Source organism: Kribbella amoyensis (assembly GCF_007828865.1).
Lineage (GTDB): Bacteria > Actinomycetota > Actinomycetes > Propionibacteriales > Kribbellaceae > Kribbella > Kribbella amoyensis.
Map to the genome: position 1 here is coordinate 5,052,437 of NZ_VIVK01000001.1, position 16,049 is coordinate 5,068,485.

Consider the following 16,049-nt stretch of genomic DNA (forward strand, 5'->3'; position numbering starts at 1 on the left):
GGGTAGTGAGGAGGGTGGTTGCTGGGGCGGGTGGGGGAGGAGAAGTGGGGTGGCGGACGGCGAGGGTTGTTGACGGTTGGGGGTGGGCGGTGTGTCATCCGAAGTACGGAGCGGTTCTTGGGACCGGTCCGTAGGCTGGGCTTTTTGTCGATCCGCCCCTGACACCTCGCGGAGGGTGCAATGAGCGATTTCCAGGAACAGGCGAAGAACTGGCTCCGGAACGTCGTCAAGCAGAACCCGGACAAGATCAAAGCCGGAGTCGAGAAAGCCGGCGACCTGATCGACAAGCAGACGGGCGGGAAGTACGCCGAGAAGGTCGACTCCGTGCAGGAGAAGGTCGGCCAATACGTCGACTCCCAGTCCGGTGACCAGTCCGGGTCCACCTCCTCCGGCGACCAGAGCACCCCGGACTCCACCACCTCGGACTCGACCACCACGGCCTCGAGCACCTCGGGATCCGCCTCGGGATCCACCGCCTCGGAGGCGCCCGGCGATACCGCCGGCTCCGGGAACACGGCAGCGCCCGGGGGAGGTACGCCGCCTCCGGAAGGGATGAGCGACGACTCCGAGCCGGCCGGATCCGCGGACGACTCCGCTGATCCGCTGGGCGCCGAAGCGGACCAGACCGGTGAGGCCCGGGCCGACCAGTCGCCGACCGAGACGGGTGAGGAATCAGCAGCCGGTCGAGGCGACGGTGCCCCGGACGCGGCGACCCAGGACGGCGCCGGCGGTTCGAGCGGCGGCGTGGTCGGCGGCGAAACCCCGAACCCGGCAGACCAGCCGGCCGCGTCCACCGGTTCCACCACCGAAGGCGCCGGCACCGGCGGTACCTCGACCCAGCCAGGCGCCACCAGCCAGGACAAGACCGACGAGGGTGGCCTCCCCGGTCCTCGAGACAGCTGACACCGCAGTAGCAGCAGCACGACCACGCGACCGCCGGCCGACGCACGGCAGTTCTACCGGCGACGCACTGCGAATCAAGGTGGAGCTGACAGCGAAACTGCGCCAGACATCGCCTGACGGAGAGCCCGCCTTCGACGAAGGCGGGCTCTCCGTGCATGAAAGGGAGCGGATGAGGGCCGAGTTCGATCGCCGCGTCGCGCGAACAGCCCGATCGAAAGGCGAGCAGGGAGCGTACGAGAGGTGGTGAACCGGGTGCTACGTGCCGTGGTCAGGTGACTCGGGAGGGTTGGGAGATTGCGGTTGGTGAGGTTCGGGGCGGGTGGAGAGTGTCTTCTTGACCCTGTGGATAGCCGCGCCTAGCCTCGGGATAAGTAAGGGAACTGTCCACCCGGACGGTTGATGACATAGCAGTCGGAGGGCTGGTCGTGACCGGCCGGACGGCTCGCCGGATCCGCGACTCGTCGTGATCCGGGGATTTCGAGATCAACGCTCGACCGAGCTGGACCGAGGCGGCGACCGAACGCCGTCCCATAGGAACGGAACCCGGTGCCCACCGGGTGTATCGGCGTACGACCGCACCTGGACGGCGTGCTGCGGCGTACCGTTTTCTCGATCGCTGTGTGGTGATCCCTTCGACCAAGAGCTGGTCACGCCTGGGCGTGGCTCGAAGAAGGGGAGACGCCGATGCAGCAGCTTTCGGCCCTGTCGGCGGTTTCGTTCGCGGCGATGCCCACGGCGGCGTCGATCGGGCTGGTCCTGGTCGGGTCGCTGATCGCCGTCCTGCTGGCCTGGATCGGTCTCAGCCTGTCACGCCGGAAGGTCGCCGACGCCACCGCGGCCGCGACCGCTGCCGAGGCGAACGCCAAGCTGGAAGCCGCGACCGCGATCTCCGAGGCGAAGTCCGCGGGGGATCGGATCAGGCGCGAGGCCGAGGACGAGGCGACCGCGGTACGGGCCCGGGCGAAGGAGGCCGAGCAGCGGGCGGACGAGTCGCGTCGGCAGGCCGAGGAGCAGCGTCGGCAGGCTGAGGATCGTGGGTCCGAGATCCGTCGTGAGGCGGAGCAGCGGGCGTCCGCGGTACGCCGCGAGGCCGAGGCGGAGGCGCAGTCGATCCGGGAGGACCTGCGCGAGCAGCGGCTGGAGATGGAGCGCCGCGAGCACCGGCTGACCGAGCGCGAGGAGCGTCTCGACGAGCTGAACGTGGGACTGGACGAGCGCAAGGCGGAGCTGACCACCCAGCTCGCCGAGATCGACCGGCAGCGGGCCGAGATCCGCGATCTCGAGGAAGAGCGCCGGCGGATCCTCGAAGGCGTCGCCAACCTGACCGCCGAGCAGGCGAAGACCGAGCTGATCGCGGCCATCGAGACCGAGGCGAAGCGGCACGCGCACACCATCGTCCGTGAGATCGAGCGGCAGGCGCTGGACGAGGGCGAGACCAAGGCCCGCAAGATCATCACCGGTGCCGTCCAGCGGCTCGCGTCCGAGCAGACCAGCGAGTCGGTCGTCTCCGTCGTGCACCTGCCGAGTGACGACATGAAGGGCCGGATCATCGGGCGCGAAGGCCGGAACATCCGGTCGTTCGAGCAGACCACCGGCGTCAACCTGATCATCGACGACACCCCCGAAGCGGTGCTGCTGTCCTGCTTCGACCCGGTACGCCGGGAGACCGCGCGGCTCACCCTGGACTCGCTGGTACTGGACGGCCGGATCCACCCGAGCCGGATCGAGGAGATCTACGAGCGCAGCCGCGGCGAGGTGGCCGAGTTGTGCGAGCGGGCCGCCGAGGACGCGATGGCCGAGGTGGGGATCACCGACCTGCACCCCGAGCTGATCCGGACGATGGGCCTGCTCCGGTACCGCACGTCGTACGGGCAGAACGTGCTCAAGCATCTGATCGAGTCCGCGCACATCGCCGGGATGATGGCCGCCGAACTCGGGCTGGACCCGAAACTGTGCAAACGGGGCGCGTTCCTGCACGACATCGGCAAGGCGCTCACCCACGAGTCCGAGGGCAGCCACGCGATTGTCGGCGCCGACCTGGCCCGCAAGTACGGCGAGACCGATGACGTCGTGCACTGCATCGAGGCGCACCACAACGAGGTCGAGGTGCGGACCGTCGAGGCCGTCCTCACCCAGGCCGCCGACGCGGTGAGCGGGGGACGACCGGGTGCGCGGCGTGAATCGCTGGAGGCGTATGTGCAGCGGCTCGAACGGCTCGAGGAGATCGCGATGCACCACGACGGCGTGGAGAAAGTGTTCGCGATGCAGGCCGGCCGCGAGATCCGGGTGATGGTGCTGCCCGACGCCGTCGACGACATCGCGGCCCAGGTGATGGCGCGCGACATCGCCAAGCAGGTCGAGGAAGAGCTCACCTACCCTGGTCAGATCCGCGTCACCGTCGTCCGCGAATCCCGCGCCACCGAGGTCGCCAAGTAGCCCAGGCGGCCGAAGAGGTCACTAGGGGATGGGGGCGACCACCTGCTGACGACGCTCAGATCACCGCTATGACGAGCTCAGAACCGGCGCGGTGATTCCTCGCGAAGATGCGTCGGCGTGACGTCGATCGGCTCCTCGACCGGGTACTCGTGCGGGGCGGTGCTGTACTGGTCCTCGACCACGGGATCGATGATCGGCTTCTCGTCGGCGCCGCGCTGGTTGGCGAGCCGATAGGACAGCCACATTCCGGCGGCACCGGCGAGCATGATGATGATGCCGACGACGGTGAAGTTCACCGGTCCGGAGGTGTCCCGGATCGCGAAGGCGATGATGCCGCCGAGAGCGATGAGCAGAATTCCTGCGCCGATTCTCATGGAGTACCTCCTTAGAGTCACACGCTCACTCTCAGTACCCAGCGTCACCGAATGTCATGCACGGCCCGCTTGCCGACCACCCCTTCCGTGGCCGCTCCTAGCGCTGCGCGATCGCGTAGGTCAGGTAGGTCACGCCTTTCGGAGAGGGCTGCGTACGGACCGGTTCCAGGGCAATCCGATCCGCGTCGACGCCGTCGAACAGACGAATACCGGAGCCGAACAGCACGGGCGACACGGTGATCGTGAACTCGTCGACGAGACCGGCGTTCAGGCATTCCTGGACCATCGTGGCGCCGCCGGCGATGCGGACATCTCGGTCACCGGCGGACTGACGGGCCTGGTCAAGAGCGGTCTGGACGCCGTCGTTGACGAAGTGAAACGTCGTGCCGCCAGGGCGCTGCCAGGGATCCCGCTCGGTGTGCGTCACGACGAAGACGGGGGTGTGGAACGGCGCCTCCTCCGGCCACGACAACTCGCCGGCGTCGAACATGTTCTTGCCCATGACGCTCGCGCCGGTGCGCTCGTGGGTCGTCCGCGCGATGTCGTTGTCGAGTCCCTCGTCACCGCCCTGGCCGAGCTTGAGGTTCTCCCGGAAGAAGCGCTGTGGGAACGCCGCCTGGTGCAGTTCTGCCCACTGCGCCATCCAGCGCCGCACGCTCGGGTCGTCCTGCTTCCTCTCAGGCCCGAACAGGTCAGTGACCGGTACGGCGTCGGGTGCGATGAAGCCGTCCAGCGACATCGTGATGCTGAAGAACACCTTTCCGGCCATCAGTTTTCTCCATTCCTCTTGGAGCGATCTCGTTCGGTGTGGTGTGTTTCGGCCGCCTCGTCGGCGTCGCGGCGCACAGGTTCAGCCGGTGACGGCGAACAGCTTGCCGATCGCGTCCAGCAGACCCGCGGTGCCCGACTCGCGACCCGCCGCGGCCTCCGGCCCGGGACCGTGCACGCCGTCGAGATGGACACCCTGCTCGGTGTAGGTGAGCCGGGTTCCCGGGCCCGGGCCGTCGTCGGTAGGAGCGAACACGACGGTGGCGATCGAAGTCGAAGCGTGCAACCCGTCCAGCCACATGTCGTAGGTGTAGACGATCCGCTGGTTGGGCGTGATGTCGGTGTACGTGCCGCGGTACCGCGACAGCGGGCCGCCCTCGCGGTGTCGCCCGTCGTCGATCACCACGCCGCCGACCCGGAAGTCGTCGGTGCGCTCGACGTAGACGAAGGCGTCGCTGCCGAACCACTTGCGCTTGATCTCGGGATCCGCGAAGGCCGCCCAGACCCGGTCGACAGGTACTGGGTATTCACGCTCGAGCACGAAGGTGGCGTGCGTCTGGGTACGACCGGTCATGTCAGTTCTCCTCTGGGGAGCGATGGTTGGTGAGGTAGTCGCCCAGGCGGTCGAGCTGCCGTTCCTGCGGACGGCGGTGGGCCACGATCCAGGCATTCGCCGGGACCATCGCATCCGGCACGAGTTGGTACGTACGCACCCGGCCGACCTTCTCCGACGAAACGATCTGCGCCTCCTCGAGTACTCGGAGGTGCTGGACGACGGTGGGCAGGGCCATGCCGAATGGTTCGGCGAGTTGGCTCACCGAGGCCGGTCCGTGGACGAGCCGAGCGACCATGGCACGCCGGGTGCCGTCCGCCAGTGCCCGGAACATCCGGTCGAGTCCGGCGTCAGCGCCGCCCTCGTCCAGATACTTAGTCATATTGCTAAGTAACTGCACGCAGCCATAGTTTGTCAACCGCGCTCGCGGCGAGGACAGCTGTCCGGTCAGCCTGCTGCGGTAGGAGCCAGGGGCGGCGAGACGTCGAGCTCGGTCAGCGGAACGCGGCGTGGCCGGTCAGGGCCTGGCCGATGACGAGTTGGTGGACCTCGGAGGTGCCCTCGTACGTCAGCACGGACTCCAGGTTGTTGGCGTGCCGCATGATCGGGTACTCCCCGCTGATCCCGTTGGCGGCCAGGATCGTGCGGCACTCCCGCGCGATCGCGATCGCCTCGCGCACGTTGTTGAGCTTGCCGACGCTGACCTGCTCGGGCCGCAGCGCGCCCCTCTCCTTCAGCCGGCCGAGGTGGACCGCGAGCAGGGTGCCCTTGGTCAACTCGACGGCCATGTCGGCGAGCTTGGCCTGGGTCAACTGGTACGCGGCCAGCGGCTTGTCGAACACCTGCCGCTCACCCGCGTACTCGATCGCGGTCTCCAGGCAGTCCCGGGCCGCGCCCATCGCGCCGAAGATGATGCCGAACCGGGCCTCGTTCAGACAGCCCAGCGGACCCGACAAACCCTTTGCCCCTGGCAACATCGCGGAGGCCGGCAACCGGACGTCGGACAACACCAGCTCGGACGTCACCGACGCGCGCAGCGACAGCTTCCGGGTGACCTCCGGTGCCGAGAACCCCGGCGTGTCCGTCGGAACGGCGAAGCCGCGCACCCCGTCGTCGGTCCGGGCCCAGACGATCGCGACGTCGGCGACGGAGCCGTTCGTGATCCACATCTTCGAGCCGTTGAGGATCCAGTCGTCACCGTCGCGCCGTGCGGCCGTCCGCATCCCGGCCGGGTTGGACCCGAAGTCGGGCTCGGTCAGACCGAAGCAGCCGATCGCCTCGCCGGCCGCCATCCGGGGGAGCCACTCCTGCTTCTGCTCCTCGCTCCCGTACTTCCACAGTGCGTACATCGCCAGAGAACCCTGGACCGACACCAGCGACCGCATCCCCGAGTCGGCCGCCTCGATCTCCAGACAGGCCAGCCCGTACGCCACCGGCCCGAGCCCGGCGCAGCCGTACCCGGTGAGGTGCATCCCGAGCAGGCCGAGCGAACCGAGCTCCTTCGCCAGCTCCCGCGCCGGGATCGAGCCGCTCTCGAACCACTCCGGCAAGGAGGGCCGCAATCGCTCGTCAGCGAACCGCCGTGCCGCGGCCCGGACGTCAACCTCCTCCTCGGTCAGCAAGGAGTCGACATCGAGCAGATCCACCGAACCCGTCATGTGCTCACGCTAGCCGCTGCCGCCGACGGGCACGCTGGGGAGAACCACACTTCTTCGGTGGGGAAAACCACACAGCCGGCCACACCGACGACGCCGAGCAGCTACTTGCGGTACCAGGGCCACCACCAGTACCGCTTGCGCGGGTGCCGGACGACGATCGAGCCGTGCTTGGCCTGGCCGGTGACCCGGATCCGGACCCCACCGGCGCGCGGCGCGGTCGCCTTGTTCTTGGCCATGCCGTGGACGACGTCGACCGTGTCCATGTCGACGCTCCAGCCCTCCGGCACGATCAGGACCACCGAGCTGTGCTTGGCCCGCGCGTCCACGTGGATCTGCGGCCACCGCACGACGGCATCGGTGAAGTCCAGCCGGACCGAGGCGTGCTCGGCGATCGCGGTCAGGCGCTCGGGCACCTGCCACGGCCCCTGGCGGTTCTGGGCGCTGTGCTTGGCCCGGATGGTCAGCTCGGCGGCGTCGCTGCCGTGCGCGACCGGTACCAGGTCGGCGGTCGCGGTGCGCAGCTCCAGCTGGGTCTTGGCGGAGTAGATCTGGGAGAGCCGCTCGTCCAGCTCCTCGAAGTCCAGCCGGCCGTCGCTGTGCGCTTCCTGGACCACCGCGGCGGCTCGTTCACGGTCGTTGTCGGAGGCCCGGTGGCCGGGCGGCGGCTGTTCCAGACTCATGCGTCAACGGTAGCGCCGGTGCCCGTCCATCCAGGACGTCCCCGGCCAGGCGGCAGCAAGGCGATGTCCAGGAACCGGCCGAACACCGCCGACCAGGTCTGCTCCAGCTCGTCCGCGCGGCGGTCGGCCTCGGCGACGACGTCGTCCGGATCGAAGCCCCAGGCACGCAAGGTGTCCGGCTTCCAGGTGCGGACCCGCTCGGCGGCGACCTCCGGATGGAACTGCACCCCCCAGCCCCGACCGATCCGCAGCATCTGGTGCGGACAGCGCTCGCTGGACATCAGCAGGACGGCCTCGTCCGGCAGCCGGGTGATCTGGTCCTGGTGGCTCTCGATCGCCGGGACCGTCGACGGCAGACCGGCGAGCAGCGGGTCCGCCTGCGCGTCAGGCAGCAGCGTCAGCTCGGTGACCCCCTTCTCCGGGAGCCCGTGCTTGCCGAGCACCTCACCGCCGAACGTGTGCGCCAGCAACTGCGCGCCCAGGCAGATCCCGAGCACCGGTACCTGGTCGCCCTCGACCGTGGTCCGCAGCAGCTCGCGCTCGGCCGGCAACCAGGGCGAGTCGGTATCGGCGTCCGGCAGCATCCCGCCACCGAGCAGGATCAGGGCAGCATGTCCGTCGGGATCTGCGGGCACCGGTTCGCCGGCGTGCGCGCGAACGACGACCGGCGTGAGGCCGCGCGCCGTGATCCAGTCGAGCAGGCGGCCCGGCCCGCTGCCCGGATCGTTCTCGATGATCAGCACCGTCGTCGTCATGGGCACAAGCTAGCCGCCCACCGGGTACGCCGGACCACAGGGCCGCGACTCGTGTACCCGGGGTAACACCTGGTACTCGGCCGGGCCGTCCACCTGGGACAATGGCCGCGTGAATCCGCGTACCGTCGTCATCCTCGGCTCGACCGGCTCCATCGGCACCCAGGCTCTGGAGCTGATCGGCCGGAACCGCGACCTGTTCCGGGTGCTCGCGCTCTCGGCCGGCGGCGGCAACGTGGAGCTGCTGGCGCGGCAGGCGCTCGAGTTCGAGGTCGAGGCGGTCGCGGTGTCGAAGGCGACCGTGGCCCAGGACCTGCAGCTCGCGTTCTACGCCGAGGCGCAGCGCAAGGGGTACGCGCAGGGCGAGTTCCGGATCCCGAAGATCCTCACCGGCCCGGACGCGTCCAGCGAGCTCGCGGCCACGCAGTGTGACGTGGTCCTGAACGGGATCACGGGCTCGGTCGGGCTGCGGCCGACGCTGGCCGCGCTGGACGCGGGCAACATCCTCGCGCTGGCCAACAAGGAGTCCCTCGTCATCGGCGGCCCGCTGGTCACCCGGCGGGTCAAGCCGGGCCAGATCGTGCCGGTCGACTCCGAGCACAGCGCGATCGCCCAGTGCCTGCGCGGCGGTTCGGCCGACGAGGTCCGCAAGCTGCTGCTCACCGCGAGCGGCGGCCCGTTCCTCGGCCGGCCGCGCGAGGACCTGGCCGACGTCACCGTCGAGCAGGCGCTCGCGCATCCGAACTTCGCGATGGGCCCGGTGGTCACGATCAACTCGGCCACCCTGGTCAACAAGGGGCTCGAGCTGATCGAGGCGCACCTGCTCTTCGGGATCCCGATGGACCGGGTGGACGTGGTGGTGCACCCGCAGCAGGCGGTGCACTCGATGGTCGAGTTCTTCGACGGCTCCACCCTGGCCCAGGTGTCACCGCCGACGATGACGCTGCCGATCGCGCTCGGGCTGAGCTGGCCCGAACGGATACCGGACGCGTCGCCGCCGTGGAACTGGGCCGAGGCGAGCCGCTGGGAGTTCCTGCCGCTCGACAACGAGGCCTTCCCGTCGGTCCAGCTGGCCCGCGAGGCGGGGACGCGGGGCGGGACGGCGCCGGCGGTTTTCAACGCCGCGAACGAGGTCTGCGTGCAGGCGTTCCGGGACGGCCGGCTGCCGTTCCTGGGAATCGTCGACACGGTGGCCCGGGTGGTGACCGACCACGACGTACCCTCGTACGAGGAACTGTCCATCGACGACGTGCTCGCCGCGGACAGCTGGGCCCGCGAGCGGGCGCGTGAACTGACCGGCGTACAGGAGACCACACAGGCATGACCGCACTGCTCACATTCATCGGCGTGGTGCTGTTCGTCGTCGGCATCCTCGTCTCCGTCGGCCTGCACGAGCTCGGGCACATGCTGCCCGCGAAGGCCTTCGGGATGAAGGTGACCCAGTTCTTCGTCGGTTTCGGCCGGACGATCTGGTCCACCAAGCGCGGCGAGACCGAGTACGGGATCAAGCTCATCCCGGCCGGCGGGTTCGTCCGGATCATCGGGATGATGCCGCCGGCGAAGGGCCAGGACCCGAGCAAGGTCCGCAAGGCCAACACCGGCCCGATCCAGTCGATGGTCGAGAACGCGCGCTCCGCGGAGTACGAGACGATCGACCCGGCGGACAACGGCCGGCTGTTCTACCAGAAGGTGTGGTGGAAGAAGCTCATCGTGATGGCCTCGGGGCCGCTGGTGAACGTGCTGATCGCGTTCGTGCTGTTCGGCGGGCTGTTCATGTTCTACGGCGCGAACGTGGCGCAGAACACGGTCGCCACCGTCACCGACTGCGTGATCCCGGCGTCGCAGGCCAGTACCGACCGCAAGTGCCAGGACGGGGACCAGGTGTCGCCGGCCAAGCAGGCCGGGTTCCAGGTGGGGGACCGGATCGTCTCCTTCAACGGCACCACGATCGACAGCTGGGACCAGCTCACCCCGCTGATCCGGGCCAACACCGACAAGTCCGCCACCATCGTCGTCGAGCGCAACGGCGCCCAGACCACGCTGGAGACCAAGACGATCGTCAACCAGGTCCAGGAGAAGGCCGGGTCGGACAAGTACGTCTCGGTCGGCTTCCTCGGCGTCTCGCCCGAGCAGAAGGTGGTCCGGCAGGACTTCGGCTTCGTGGTCGACAAGATGGGCGAGCTGACCGTGGCCACCGTCCAGGCCCTCGGCCGCTTCCCGGAGAAGCTGGTCGGCGTGGCCAAGTCGATCGTCGGCGGCGAGCGCGACGCGGACAGCCCGATGAGTGTCGTCGGCGCCAGCCGGGTCGCCGGTGAGGTCGCGTCCAACAACCAGCTGACCGGCGGTGAGCGGATCGCGTTCCTGGTCTCGCTGCTCGCCTCGCTGAACCTCTTCCTCGCCCTGTTCAACTTCATCCCGCTGCTGCCGCTGGACGGCGGCCACATGGTCGGCGCGATCTGGGAGGGCATCAAGCGGGGCTTCGCCAAGCTGCTCGGTCGGCCCGACCCGGGCTACGTCGACGTCGCCAAGCTGCTACCGATCGCTTACGTGGCGGCCAGCGTCATCGTGGTGATGGGTGTGCTGCTCGTCATCGCCGACATCGTCAACCCGATCCGGCTCTTCAACGGATAACTCCACCTCAACGGTTAAAGGACAAATGAGCATCAACCTGGGCATGCCCGCGCTGCCTCCGCCGACCCTCGCCCCGCGCCGCAAGACCCGCCAGATCAAGGTGGGCAAGGTGCTGGTCGGCGGTGACTCGCCGGTGTCCGTGCAGTCGATGACGACCACGCTGACCGCGGACGTCAACACCACGCTGCAGCAGATCGCGGAGCTCACCGCGGCCGGCTGCGACATCGTCCGGGTCGCCTGCCCGTCGCAGGACGACGCGGACGCGCTGCCGGAGATCGCGAAGCACTCGCAGATCCCAGTGATCGCGGACATCCACTTCCAGCCGAAGTACGTGTTCGCCGCGATCGAGGCGGGCTGCGCGGCGGTCCGGGTGAACCCGGGCAACATCCGCAAGTTCGACGACCAGGTGAAGGAGATCGCGGCCGCCGCGAAGGACCACGGCACCTCGATCCGGATCGGCGTGAACGCCGGTTCGCTCGACCCGCGGCTGCTGCAGAAGTACGGCAAGGCCACGCCCGAGGCGCTGGTCGAGTCCGCGGTCTGGGAGGCGTCGCTGTTCGAGGAGCACGACTTCCACGACTTCAAGATCTCGGTCAAGCACAACGACCCGGTCGTGATGGTGCAGGCGTACGAGCAACTGTCCGAGCGGGGCGACTGGCCGCTGCACCTCGGCGTCACCGAGGCCGGGCCCGCGTTCCAGGGCACGATCAAGTCGTCGGTCGCGTTCGGCGCCCTGCTCTCGAAGGGCATCGGCGACACCATCCGCGTCTCGCTGTCCGCGCCGCCGGTCGAGGAGGTCAAGGTCGGCCTGCAGATCCTGCAGTCGCTGAACCTGCGCGAGCGCAAGCTGGAGATCGTCTCCTGCCCGTCCTGCGGCCGCGCGCAGGTGGACGTCTACACCCTCGCCGAGCAGGTCACCGCCGGCCTCGAGGGCATGGAGGTACCGCTCCGCGTCGCCGTGATGGGCTGCGTCGTCAACGGCCCGGGCGAGGCGCGGGAAGCCGACCTCGGTGTTGCGTCCGGCAACGGCAAGGGCCAGATCTTCGTCAAGGGCGAGGTGATCAAGACCGTGCCCGAGTCCAAGATCGTCGAGACCCTGATCGAGGAAGCCCTTCGCATCGCCGAGGAAATGGGCGAATCCACCGAATCCGGCGAACCCACCGTCACCGTCAGCTGATCCGCTTGGTGCGCACCAGAGCCGACCTCTGGTGCCGCCATTCGGAATATCGTGGTGCTCTCTGTTGCCAGCTTCTGGTGTATGCTTGCGTGCATGACGCGCATCTCGGTGGACGTGAACGACGAGTGGCTGGCGGCGGCCCGTGAGGTGCTGGGGACCGACAGCAAGGTGGCGACGATCAATGCCGCCCTCCGTGAGTTCGCCGTTCGTAAGCAGGCAAAGGAACTCATCGCCGCGCTGGACGACACCGACTTCGAGGTCGAAGGGTCGGGGGAGGCCTGGGGGTACGGCGGCGGCCGGGACCTCAGTCGGCTCGCCGAAGACGCCCGGCAGGCGCGCTCCGCATGATGGCCGGCGCCGCCTACTTGGCCGACACGTCGGTCTTCGTCCTGCGAGCGCGGCACGAGGTAGTTCGACAGCGGTTCGACTCGCTGCTCATCGAAGGGCGGCTGGCCCTGTGTCAGATGGCGCTGCTGGAGTGCCTCAACAATGCGCCCGATCCAACCTCCTACGAGCGCCTGTGGACGTCGCTGCACAACCAGCGATGGGCGGACGTGACGACAGCAGCGCTCGACCGTGCACTGGAGGTACATCGCGAGTTGGCGAGGAAAAGTCAGCACCGCCACTTCCGGCTGCCTGATCTGATCATCGCGGCGACTGCCGAGGTGAACGGCATCACTGTTTTGCACTATGACGAGGACTACGAGCGGATCGCGAAGATCACCGGTCAGCCGGTCGAGTGGGTTGCTGCCAAGGGGTCGCTCTGAGGGATGGTTGTCGCCGGTAGCCTTCGGTGGTGAGTCGGTTCTTGGTGGTCAGTGCTGTTGCTGGTGAGGCTCGGTATGTTCCCGAGGGAGTTCCGGTGGTGGTGACCGGGATCGGGAAGACCGCGGCCGCTGTGGCCACGGCGAGGGCGTTGAGTGGGATGGACATCACCGACCTCGTCGTGCTCAACGTCGGGACCACCGGTGCGTTGCACGACGGGCTGAGCGGGTTGTTCCTGCCGAGCACCGTGATCAACCACGACGTGAACGCCGAGGCGATCCGGGCACTCGGGATCGATCCCCGGGAGACGTTGAGTGTCGAGGGCGGGGACGGGACCGTGCTGGCTACCGGGGACGTCTTCGTCACGGATACGGCGACCCGGGCGCGGTTGGCGGAGCGCGCGCAACTGGTGGACATGGAGGCGTACGCCGTCGTGTTCGCGTGCCAGGAGTTCGGCGTACCGGTGCGCGTGGTGAAGCATGTCTCGGATTCGGCCGACGAGGCTTCGGTCGACTGGCCCGCGATGGTGGACGCCAGTGCCCGCGTCCTGGGCGCCTGGGTGCAGGAGCAACTCGCCTGACTATGCTGGCTTGACCTTGACCTCAGGGGCAGGGTTTAGCGTCGGTGGTGAGGAGGCGGGATGCACATCAGCGACCTGGCGGCGCAGGCCGGTGTGACGGTCAAGGCGGTGCGGTACTACGAGGCGCAGGGGCTGCTCCGGCCGGAGCGGCAGCCGAACGGGTACCGGACCTACACCGAGCAGGACGTGGTCGTGGTCCGGGAGGTGAAGGCGTTGCTGAGCCTCGGGTTGACCGCGGAGCAGACGTATCCCTTCATCGAGTGCCTGCGGGCCGGCAACGAGCGGGCCGACGTGTGCCCGGCGTCGTTGACGGCGTACCGGACCCGGATCGCCGACGTGGACCGCAGGATCTCGGAGCTGACCGAGCTGCGGGCCAAGCTGACCGATCTCCTCACCGATGCCGAGAGCTGGAGAACGGGAGCGAGATGACGAAGCTGCAGGTGGTCGACGAGAGCACCTTCGACCAGGCGGTACTGCGGGCGGACGGACCGGTGCTGGTGGACTTCTGGGCCGAGTGGTGCCCGCCGTGTCACCAGATCGTCCGGGTGCTGGAGGAGATCGGCGACGAGCTGGCCGGCCGCCTCACCGTGGTGAAACTGAACTCCGACGAGAACCCGGCGGTGTCGGCACGGTACCGCGTGATGGCGTTGCCGACGCTGAAGGTGTTCCACCGCGGGGAGGAGATCTGGTCCGTGGTCGGCGCCCGTCCGAAGGCACGGCTGCTCAAGGACCTGGACGAAGCACTGCTCGCGAACGTCTGAGCATCAGCCGCGGTCGTCGGCCAGTCGGGCGACGACCGCGGCCATCACCTGCTGCCAATGGGCGCGCTGCCGCTCGCGATCGTCCGAGCTCATCAGCCGCTCCTGGTGGAACCGCAGCACCGACTTCGCCCCGGCCGCCACCACTGCGACCTGGACCGTCGACTCGTACGACCAGTCCGCCGGATGCCACGTGAGACGTACCCGGTCCCGCTCACGCCGACTCCGTACCTCGCCGCGCGTTCCGTCCGCGGTCTCGTACTCCGCCCCGGTCACGAGCTCGACCCCTTCGCCGAGCCACAGCGCGATCCCGGCCGGACTGGTGACGAACTCCCACAGCTCGGGCACCGAGTACGGGAGGGTCTTGGAGACGCCGATGTTCCAGCCGGCGTCCTTGGTCAGGCCGACGGGTGTCATCAGAGTGCCGTCTGCTGGTGGAACACGACCCGCCACTCACCGTCGACGCGGTTCCACACCGTGCTCGCGTACGAGGGCAGCTCGAGCTCGTTGCCGTTGACAAGCGCCACGACATCCACCCGGTACGTCACGACCGCGCTGTCGGCGTCGATCTCGATCACCCGCTGCTCGGTCAGGTCCGACTTGAGGTACGGATTGTGGTTCGCGGAGATCGTCGGGACCGCCTGGGCCTTGTCCATCCGGCCGTACTTGCTCACCGCGTACGCGTCGTCGCGCAGGTACTCCGCGTAGAAGCGACCGTCGCCCTCCCGGTTCGCCTGCCAGAGGCGCTCCTCCAATGCGAGCAGGGTCTCGGAGACAGTCATCGCGCACTCCTTCATCGTGTAACTGGTTATACCGGTGTTCGACACCGAATATAGTGGTTACATGACGCCAGGGGCAAGACGATTGGTCTCGCGGGACGGAGTCGGGCACACCTTCGACTCGGGGAGCTTCGCGCTCGAGTTGCTGCTCACCGGCGGTCCGCCGCCGTGGGACCGCTACGAGCTCTGGCATACCCCGGACGACCTGGCCGACTGGCTGGCCGGTTCGCACCTGGCCGCGGAACTGCCGCTGGCGACTGGTGAGGTGCGCGTCACGGAGGAGGAGCTCGAGGCGGCCCGGAAGTTCCGGGACGCGCTCTTCCGGATCGCGCCGACGCTTGCCTTGCGCAACGACAAGGGCAAGCCGATGCCGGGCGTCGGGCCGATGACGGCGGCCGACGTCGAGCTCGTCAACGCCGCGGTCGGTCCGGTGCCGCGGCCGGTGCTGGATGCCGACGGCACCAAAGTGTGGGAGCTGCCGATCACCGGGGCGCAGGTGTTGTCCCTGGCAGCTCGCGAGCTGATCGACCTGATCGGGACCGACAGCGGCAAGCGGGTCCGGATGTGCGAGGGCGACAACTGCTACCTGCTCTTCCACGACACCTCGCGACCCGGCAACCGGCGCTGGTGTTCCATGCAACGCTGCGGCAACCGCCACAAGGTCGGCAACTACCGCAGTCGGCACTAGTGCCCCGGGTTGGAAGTTGCTTGGCGCTTGCGGCGCCCAGGCACGCACCTCGCGGCACCGGCCGATCATCCACGATGGCACCGCATCGAGGACGCTCGTCCGGCACCGCGATGCACGCACCTGACCACCGCAATCACTCAAGAAACTTCCAACACGGGGCACTAGGTCGTGTGGAACTTGCAGAGCTCCACCAGGACGCCGTGGGGTCCGGCGACGTAGGCAGAGGTGGTGCCCCAGTCGGTCTCCATCGGCTCCAGCACGATCCGGCCGCCGCGGGCACGGATCTGCTCGATGTCGGCCTTGACGTCGTCGGAGGCGAACTGCAGCAACGTCCCACCGTGCGGCGCGATGTCGTCGATCAGGCCGCCGCGGTGCAGTGAGACGACGATCTCGCCCGCGTCGACCTCCGCGTACCCCTCACCGGCGTTGCCGCGGACGGTCAGGCCGAGCACGCCGGCGAAGAAATCGGCGATCTCCTGGTTCTCCTCGTTCGTGTCCGTGATCAGGCTCAGGTGGTTGAAGTTCAGTGCCACGACGACTCCCGGTG

At 68.5% G+C, this 16,049-nt stretch carries 21 protein-coding genes; 11 read left to right on the top strand and 10 right to left on the bottom strand.

All coding sequences use genetic code 11. From position 1 onward, the window contains the following. Positions 1 to 180: 180 nt before the first annotated feature. On the top strand, positions 181 to 903 hold the full coding sequence (locus FB561_RS38295; protein ID WP_202880722.1) for an antitoxin: 723 nt from the start codon (positions 181 to 183) through the stop codon (positions 901 to 903). A 684-nt stretch (positions 904 to 1,587) separates the two neighbouring features. Beyond that, positions 1,588 to 3,339 (top strand): ribonuclease Y, encoded by a 1,752-nt coding sequence (gene rny / locus FB561_RS23660; protein WP_145810337.1) that lies wholly within the window; start codon positions 1,588 to 1,590, stop codon positions 3,337 to 3,339. Positions 3,340 to 3,416: 77 nt separating this feature from the next. Here the strand turns inward: rny and FB561_RS23665 are convergent, their stop codons facing one another. The 7 genes from FB561_RS23665 to FB561_RS23695 form a co-directional block, all read right to left on the bottom strand. After that, positions 3,417 to 3,713, bottom strand: coding sequence for a DUF6458 family protein (locus tag FB561_RS23665; protein ID WP_145810340.1), 297 nt, complete (start codon positions 3,711 to 3,713; stop codon positions 3,417 to 3,419). A gap of 97 nt (positions 3,714 to 3,810) precedes the next feature. Further along, positions 3,811 to 4,482, bottom strand: a complete 672-nt coding sequence (locus tag FB561_RS23670) for a dihydrofolate reductase family protein (protein ID WP_145810343.1) — start codon at positions 4,480 to 4,482, stop codon at positions 3,811 to 3,813. 81 nt (positions 4,483 to 4,563) lie between these two features. Next, on the bottom strand, positions 4,564 to 5,055 hold the full coding sequence (locus tag FB561_RS23675) for an SRPBCC domain-containing protein (RefSeq protein WP_145810345.1): 492 nt from the start codon (positions 5,053 to 5,055) through the stop codon (positions 4,564 to 4,566). A gap of 1 nt (position 5,056) precedes the next feature. Next, entirely contained in the window at positions 5,057 to 5,416 is a 360-nt protein-coding gene (locus FB561_RS23680) for an ArsR/SmtB family transcription factor (protein WP_145810347.1), read from the bottom strand. A gap of 112 nt (positions 5,417 to 5,528) precedes the next feature. Further along, positions 5,529 to 6,692, bottom strand: a complete 1,164-nt coding sequence (locus FB561_RS23685; RefSeq protein WP_145810349.1) for an acyl-CoA dehydrogenase family protein — start codon at positions 6,690 to 6,692, stop codon at positions 5,529 to 5,531. A 101-nt stretch (positions 6,693 to 6,793) separates the two neighbouring features. Continuing rightward, positions 6,794 to 7,372: a DUF1707 SHOCT-like domain-containing protein gene (locus tag FB561_RS23690; RefSeq protein WP_145810351.1), complete on the bottom strand. Its 579-nt coding sequence runs from the start codon at positions 7,370 to 7,372 to the stop codon at positions 6,794 to 6,796. Beyond that, positions 7,369 to 8,127 carry a type 1 glutamine amidotransferase gene (locus FB561_RS23695; protein WP_145810353.1) on the bottom strand — a complete coding sequence of 253 codons (759 nt, stop codon included), beginning with the start codon at positions 8,125 to 8,127 and terminating at the stop codon, positions 7,369 to 7,371. The genes FB561_RS23690 and FB561_RS23695 overlap by 4 nt, the downstream gene beginning before the upstream one ends. Positions 8,128 to 8,236: 109 nt before the next feature. Here FB561_RS23695 and dxr point away from each other — a divergent pair, with 109 nt between their 5' ends. The 8 genes from dxr (at position 8,237) to trxA (ending at position 14,038) form a co-directional block, all read left to right on the top strand. After that, positions 8,237 to 9,448 carry a 1-deoxy-D-xylulose-5-phosphate reductoisomerase gene (gene dxr, locus FB561_RS23700; protein ID WP_145810355.1) on the top strand — a complete coding sequence of 404 codons (1,212 nt, stop codon included), beginning with the start codon at positions 8,237 to 8,239 and terminating at the stop codon, positions 9,446 to 9,448. Beyond that, complete coding sequence (locus FB561_RS23705) at positions 9,445 to 10,755, top strand: M50 family metallopeptidase (protein ID WP_145810357.1); 1,311 nt, start codon at positions 9,445 to 9,447, stop codon at positions 10,753 to 10,755. The genes dxr and FB561_RS23705 overlap by 4 nt, the downstream gene beginning before the upstream one ends. Positions 10,756 to 10,780: 25 nt before the next feature. Then, positions 10,781 to 11,932 carry a flavodoxin-dependent (E)-4-hydroxy-3-methylbut-2-enyl-diphosphate synthase gene (gene ispG / locus FB561_RS23710; protein WP_145810358.1) on the top strand — a complete coding sequence of 384 codons (1,152 nt, stop codon included), beginning with the start codon at positions 10,781 to 10,783 and terminating at the stop codon, positions 11,930 to 11,932. A gap of 93 nt (positions 11,933 to 12,025) precedes the next feature. Continuing rightward, positions 12,026 to 12,280: a type II toxin-antitoxin system VapB family antitoxin gene (locus tag FB561_RS23715; RefSeq protein ID WP_145810360.1), complete on the top strand. Its 255-nt coding sequence runs from the start codon at positions 12,026 to 12,028 to the stop codon at positions 12,278 to 12,280. Then, positions 12,277 to 12,699 carry a PIN domain nuclease gene (locus tag FB561_RS23720; RefSeq protein ID WP_145810362.1) on the top strand — a complete coding sequence of 141 codons (423 nt, stop codon included), beginning with the start codon at positions 12,277 to 12,279 and terminating at the stop codon, positions 12,697 to 12,699. Before FB561_RS23715 ends, FB561_RS23720 begins: the two co-directional genes overlap by 4 nt. A gap of 29 nt (positions 12,700 to 12,728) precedes the next feature. Continuing rightward, on the top strand, positions 12,729 to 13,277 hold the full coding sequence (locus FB561_RS23725) for a nucleosidase (protein ID WP_145810364.1): 549 nt from the start codon (positions 12,729 to 12,731) through the stop codon (positions 13,275 to 13,277). Between the two features lie 60 nt (positions 13,278 to 13,337). After that, a complete protein-coding gene (locus FB561_RS23730; RefSeq protein ID WP_145810366.1) occupies positions 13,338 to 13,706 on the top strand; it encodes a MerR family transcriptional regulator in 369 nt (122 codons plus the stop codon). Then, on the top strand, positions 13,703 to 14,038 hold the full coding sequence (trxA, locus tag FB561_RS23735) for a thioredoxin (RefSeq protein WP_145810369.1): 336 nt from the start codon (positions 13,703 to 13,705) through the stop codon (positions 14,036 to 14,038). The genes FB561_RS23730 and trxA overlap by 4 nt, the downstream gene beginning before the upstream one ends. Before the next feature lie 3 nt (positions 14,039 to 14,041). On the opposite strand, the gene FB561_RS23740 is transcribed toward trxA, so the two are convergent. Further along, positions 14,042 to 14,452, bottom strand: coding sequence for an SRPBCC domain-containing protein (locus FB561_RS23740; protein WP_145810371.1), 411 nt, complete (start codon positions 14,450 to 14,452; stop codon positions 14,042 to 14,044). Beyond that, entirely contained in the window at positions 14,452 to 14,817 is a 366-nt protein-coding gene (locus FB561_RS23745; RefSeq protein ID WP_170284747.1) for a nuclear transport factor 2 family protein, read from the bottom strand. Before FB561_RS23745 ends, FB561_RS23740 begins: the two co-directional genes overlap by 1 nt. Positions 14,818 to 14,878: 61 nt before the next feature. On the opposite strand from FB561_RS23745, the gene FB561_RS23750 reads away from it, so the two are divergent. Further along, positions 14,879 to 15,502: a CGNR zinc finger domain-containing protein gene (locus tag FB561_RS23750; RefSeq protein WP_145810374.1), complete on the top strand. Its 624-nt coding sequence runs from the start codon at positions 14,879 to 14,881 to the stop codon at positions 15,500 to 15,502. A 161-nt stretch (positions 15,503 to 15,663) separates the two neighbouring features. Here the strand turns inward: FB561_RS23750 and FB561_RS23755 are convergent, their stop codons facing one another. Further along, positions 15,664 to 16,035, bottom strand: coding sequence for a VOC family protein (locus FB561_RS23755; RefSeq protein WP_170284748.1), 372 nt, complete (start codon positions 16,033 to 16,035; stop codon positions 15,664 to 15,666). Positions 16,036 to 16,049 lie beyond the last annotated feature (14 nt).